Consider the following 6,422-nt stretch of genomic DNA (forward strand, 5'->3'; position numbering starts at 1 on the left):
AAATGGTTTATCCCCCAGAGCCGGCTTTTGGGGAAAAGGGAGGAGATAAAATGGGCTGAGATCAAAAGCCCGCAGAGGAAAGCTATAAGAAAGTTAAATTTTGATGTGGAGTAAGGAACTGAGCTTGTTTCGGCTGGTTTTTTATCCATATATCAATTCTCTTTTGAAATCTACGAAATGAGGTAGGTTATGTAAAGAAGTTTTTAGTTTATCCTGTAGGGACAGAACAGTGTTCTGTCCAGATAATACCCGTGCCCGTCAGGTCCCTTGACCTGACGGGAAAAACTTCTGACCCTCCCTTTGTCCCTCCCTGCAGGGAGGGAAATGACAGATTTAATTTCTGAAGGATAGAAGTCTAAAAGGTGTTAGATTATCCTGATTAATTTTCTTGAAATCTTCTCATTAATTTACTTTAGAATTGACTTTTCTTATTGGCAGTGTTATCCTCTTCAGGAAAGGAGGTGAATTCAATGGAATACTTGCTCGACCCGCAGGAGTTTATTATCCGGTCTGCCTGCCCGAAGTACGTAGGATGTTAGCTCTACAACCCTTGCCCCAAGTACATGGTTCAGCCCCTGTATGGCATTCCATACTAAACTCCGAGTGAAAACTTTTTCCTCTCCTCCGATTCTGGTCGGAGGAGAGAAGTTTTTTTGTCCTCCAGAAGTATAGGTTTGAACCGTCATTCTTAAGGATTCCTTAGTTAAATAAGATTTTTGCTCTCAGGCGGAGGTTATCTTCCTCCGATACCTATGTCTGAGCTCAGCGTCGAAGACAGCTGAACGGCTACGGAGAGGTCATTAAGCTGAGACGCATGCAATGCGTCTCTACACGTGTGCTTGTCAGAAAAAAGTTGACCCTCCCTACAGGGAGGGATTCTGCGTCCACAGAGGAAGTCTTCTCCACAAATTAACTCACCCTCAAACAAGTTTGAGGGTGCCACCCTGTACGTGGGATGGGTGACGTAGGGGCACGGCGTGCCGTGCCCCTACAAAAATCACATCTACTCGGACAAAATTGCACTCCTACCCGTATGCGGCAACAAAAAAAACGTCCTCACAGGAGTGAGGACGTTGCGACAACATTCTAAGAAAATCCACTATTCTTTACCGCATCAGCACCATCTTCCTGGTTTCAGAAAGACTTCCACTGGTAAGCCGGTAAAAATAGACTCCGCTGGGTACTTTTTCTCCTGCATCATTTTTCCCATTCCAGATAGCTTGATATAATCCCGGCTTCAGGCTTTCATCCAATAGAGTGTTCACCTTTTGTCCGAGTAAATTGTAGATGACCAGGGTGGTGTGGGTGGGTCTTCCAGCTCCAAACTCCAAACTCCGAACCCGGAAGGGAATGGTGGTAGTGGGATTAAACGGGTTTGGATAGTTCTGCCCTAAATTAAAATCCCTGGGAAGATTCAGGTTTTCATTTTCGTGAACTGATGTCGGGGTGATTCTCAACACGCCATCTTTAATTGAGACAGTAGGTGCTCCTTCGTTGAACATCATTTTTGTGAAATGAATGACTGAGCTGTCTCCCGGTAAAGCGGAGGAGCGGACTTTAAATCTTAGAAAGACTAAAGTTCCGCTCCCGCTTATAGAATCTGCCCCCGCCAGGGCAATATTGATTACTGAATCTGTGACATAATCCGCCGGAAACCAATTTTGAGTCAGAGTTCCAGTATAAATGACTTTAATACTCTCAGGTTGTATTATCGCAGGATTAAAAATAAGAGTCATTTCCGCAGATCGGACTGTATCAGAAGGTAAAATATTTTGTACCGATATCGGTACTTGGATTGCATCTCCAGGTGACCCTGAAGTATCAGGAATCGAAACTGGCACGGTACCGGCAAAGGCTAATCCGGAGAAGAGCAGAAGGCTCAAAAAGTTCCAGAAAATCACTTTGAAGAATTTCTTTTTCATCATTTTTGTCTCTTCTCCTGTGTTCGTAGGGGCACGGCGCGCCGTGCCCCTACAACTGTTCCTACTTCATCAAAACCATCTTTTTAACTTCAGAGAAGTTATCAGCTTTTATACGATAGAAATAGACTCCGCTGGTAACCGTATTGCCCTTATTATCCTTTCCGTTCCAGGTCACCTGATGTATTCCGGCTTCTTTTACCTCATCTACCAGGGTCGAAACCTTCTGTCCTAAGAGATTGTAAACCACTAAAACCACATGAGATCTGATCGGAAGGGTATACTGGATGCTGGTTGCCGGGTTGAACGGGTTAGGATGGTTCTGGGATAAAGAGAACTCCTTAGGCACCTGAGCACCAACTGAGATCACATAGGCTAAATTCGGCTCCATAAGGTCGCTTTCATTCAATCTAAGATTCTGCAGTTTTATCTCAGCTCTATCTCCGATTTTTGCCTGATCCGAGACCTTAAAGGTTATCCCGACAATGCTTCCAGTTCCGGTCACAGGCTTGGCACCAGCCAAGGCTATCTTTATCTGGCCGTCTGCAATCTTCTGCTCCAGCATAAATCCAGAAGTAAGCTCAGATGGAGTTACTGTCTTTGCCTCTAACCAGTCCGCATTGTAGCTTAAGCTGAACTCCGCAGAATAGGTCTCTCCAAGGTCTACCAGCTCGATCGGCAGAGTGAACTCCTCACCCGGTTTCACTATGAACTCCTTAGCAGTGATCTTTGGAAGAACACTGATCTGTTTTGGAATGCCAGCAATGACCACCTTGCCTGCCCAGTTGCCGGAAACGTCCCCGTACAGAATTCCTTTGTAATCCTGGTTGAACTTATTGTCCAGAAGCGCTGCATAGAAGATGGAATCCGGTATGCCTAAACAAGGGTTCGCATCCAGGACAAAGCTTGCGGGGAAGAATTTCCAGTCCTTTCCAATCGGGAACTGGGTTATCTGTCCGACCACGTGTCTTAAGATATAAGAAGCATCATAAGCCGAGACCTCACAGTTGCCGGTTACGTCCGCTGAGAGCTTCTGGCAGGAGGAGAGGTTAATCAGATGAACCACAAATCTTAAGATAAGGGAAGCATCATAGGCAGTAATTGAGCCGGAAGCGTCATCGGCTTTATCAGGTCTGACCGTGTAGTCCAACCCTCCGGTGAGATTCAAGAAACTGTATCCGCCACTGGCATCTGTCAAAACCGAGCCGGTCTTGCCACCGGTTATTTTTACCAGAGCCGCATCCACCGGGGTATTGTTCAGGCAATATCTGATCACGCCTGAGATCTGGAATACCTCGCAGGGTTTGATTACTGCATCCTTAGTTACAACCGATGGAATTCCTTCATTGAATCTCATCCTGTCAAAGTGGATAATAGTTGAATCTTTTGGCAGGGATAAAACATTGAAGCCCACATAGACTAACGGTCCACTTCCAGACAATGGTGCAGTTCCGGATATGGCTATTCTGATCGAGTCATCATACTTATTAAAGAACATCAGCCTGCCTTCGGCAATGGTTCCCAGAAGGGTAGCATCAGTTGCCTTGAGGATCGATTTATCGAAAGATAGCGTGATCTCAGCCGAATATACCCCTTTGTCAGTGACATCCGATACGTTCACCGGTATCAAAATGAATTCGCCTAATTTAACGCAGGTATCCGGCATACTGACCACGACGGCGGCACCCGGCTTGGTAGTGCAGGACCAGTCGAACACGTTCAGAGCTAACTGCTGGTTATCATAATAGTCTATGCCGATATTCTGCTCGGCGTAATCATCTGCCCAGATATTGAAATCGCCCACTGCCCAGACCTTGCCATTTCCGTATTCGGACGCAGCCATCACCACTATGGTGGGTGCAGCAGAGACGTTGTCTCCAACTGGACTAAGACCGGGCACTGGTACTCTTTCAAACTTTCCAGCATAAAGTGCGTTGGTTGGTGGTAGTGCTTTTACAGGCGGCATAACATAGGCATCAGTATCCGCATAAGCAATCGCATAAGCGGAGCCGGAAAGCTCTAAACTCGAGCCAGCGTAAATGACAGTGGTGTTTATTCCTGAAGTAGTAGCATGTGCTACGTAATTGGTGATAAGTGGCCAGTTATTGTTATCCTGGTCATTGTGGGTATCATCTAACACCACATTGCTCTTGAAGTTTATTCCGAAAAGGTTAGCTACATGGTTAAGATAGGTGGTTCCAAATCCTCCGCTGTGCTCCGCACTTATAACCACCGCCCCGCCATTCAGCACAAAGGTCTGTAAAGCGGAAAGCTCACCTGCGGTATAATCTTTTCCGGGCACTGAAAGGAAAACCACGTTATACCCGCTTAAATTGAAATTAAGCTGGTCTGTGACCACAGTATGTCCGGCAGCCCTGAGAGCTGAGATCAGGTGCGACCAGTAAGTCGTATCCAGGGGTTCAGGGGTAGTTGCAAACCCATGGCTTATGTCTAAAAGTATCTTACATCCGGAGATAACCGCCTTTTTGATAGTAAATAAAGCATCGCTTATGTCAGATACTTCCCCATTTGAAGCATCTGAAATTTTCACCAGGGAGCTTTCTGACGGGGTATCCGGGATAGTCCAGGGGTAAGTTCCAGTATTGGCAGTGCTGGCAATAATGAGTGACCAGTTTGCTCCAGCATTGGTGGAGTATTCTATCTTCACGTTAGATATTAACCCCTGAGAGGTCCAGGTGATATTGTGAGAACTCCCCACGAACCAGGTTTCTCCTCCATTGGGTGAGGTAATCTGTAACATAGCTTGAGGCGGTGGCGAGATGGTGAAAATCGCATTGCTTATATCATTGGGTGTTCCATCCGCCGCATCTGAAACCCTGACCAGACTATTGGTCGAGGGGGTATTTGGTACTGACCAGGCATAGGTTTCGCTATTTGAAGTGCTGGCGATGATGGTGATCCAGCTTGAGCCAGCATCAGTCGAATACTCCAACTTTACGTTCCCGCTAAAACAGGAAGAGGTCCAGGTGATGTTATGGGATGAGCCTGCCTGCCAGGTTTCTCCTCCATTGGGTGAGGTGACGGTGATTACCTGTGGAGCAATGGTGAAATTGGCGTTGCTCACATCTGAGGGGGTACCGGTGTTTGCCTCAGAGACCCTGACCAGAGAAGTAGTTGAAGGGGTGTTGGGGATAAGCCAGGATTCTGTTCCGTCATTCGGAGTGCTGGCAATAATAGTAATCCAGCTTGAGCCGGCATTGGTGGAATATTCCAATTTTACATTGGCTATTGTCCCGGTAGAAGTCCAGGTTATGTTGTGGCTACTTCCCACGCACCAGCTTTCACCTCCATTGGGTGAGGTAACGTTTATAGTTGGCACAACGCTGATAGTGAAATTAGCATCGCTCATATCCCAGGGGATTCCTCCATTGGTGACATTGGAGACTTTTACCCTGGCTTGAGTTGTTGGCGCATTCGGAATTGTCCAGGGATAAGTTCCGCTGTTGGAGGTGCTGGCGATAATCGTGTTCCAGGTTGAGCCGGCATTGGTGGAGTATTCTATCTTCACGTTATTGCTGAAATTCTGAGAGGTCCAGGTGATGTTATGTGAACTTCCAACTATCCAGTTCTCCCCTCCATTGGGAGAGGTAACCGTGATGGTTGGAGTAGGTGCTTGTCCCAAGCCCAGGCAGCCTTTGACAAAAACAGGTACAAATGCATCCCCAACTACAGGTAAAAACTCAAAATAGCTTCCAGGAGGGATAAAGATGGTAACTACGGGAACATACTGGGTTGAATCCCAGGTGGGACCGGTTCTGAAGTAAACTTTAGCTACAAGGCCACTTCCAGAACCCAGGCCTGCACCGAACCAGACAGCCCAGATTGTTAACCTGTTCTTATTAACAACATCCGTGCTATCCACCTTCCACGAGGTGTTATCACTTCTATCATTTCTCAAGGTAGCTGAGGCGGCTCTTGTCCCTACAAAGCTTACCGAATCGAGAGAAATATCCATATTGCTAACTGTATCCGGAAAGGTTATAGGGATAGTAAAGGCACCTAATTCTTCATCATTGTATGCATAAACGTTCAAAACAACCTGAGAATTAGGACGTACCTTTTCCAGACACTCTACTCTGACTGTATCCGGAACACCGGGGTCCTGTGAAAAGGCAGAACCAAACCAGAGCAAAGCCAGTATGGCTGAGAAGAATAGGACTAAATATTTTTTGTGCATAAAGCTGTCCTCCTTTAAGGTAAAAGGTTAAAAGTCAAATCTGAAACTCTTTTATTCCCTAAGCAGGTTCACCCCCTTTCAATTTAAAAAAATGTTAACAATAAAATAAACATAGATAATCTCTTTTGTTAAGATTTGCGTCTTCCCCCCTCGAAAATTAAAGAAGACGAAAATTCAAGTTAAGTAAAAACCAAATCTACTATTAAAAAATAACCCAAAATAACCCTTTGTCAAGGAAAAAAGGTAGATTTTTTTGGCTATCTGAATTTTAGAATGACCCCCTCAGTCTCCCATCTGGGGCGGAG

At 45.9% G+C, this 6,422-nt stretch carries 2 protein-coding genes; both read right to left on the reverse strand.

Going from position 1 to position 6,422, the window contains the following annotated elements; genetic code table 11:
- Positions 1 to 1,106 precede the first annotated feature (1,106 nt).
- Positions 1,107 to 1,925 carry a cohesin domain-containing protein gene (locus MUP17_10130; GenBank protein MCJ7459338.1) on the reverse strand — a complete coding sequence of 273 codons (819 nt, stop codon included), beginning with the start codon at positions 1,923 to 1,925 and terminating at the stop codon, positions 1,107 to 1,109.
- 58 nt (positions 1,926 to 1,983) lie between these two features.
- Positions 1,984 to 6,117, reverse strand: coding sequence for a cohesin domain-containing protein (locus MUP17_10135; protein MCJ7459339.1), 4,134 nt, complete (start codon positions 6,115 to 6,117; stop codon positions 1,984 to 1,986).
- Between the last annotated feature and the right edge of the window lie 305 nt (positions 6,118 to 6,422).

It is taken from the genome of Candidatus Zixiibacteriota bacterium (genome assembly GCA_022865345.1).
Lineage (GTDB): Bacteria > Zixibacteria > MSB-5A5 > MSB-5A5 > RBG-16-43-9 > RBG-16-43-9.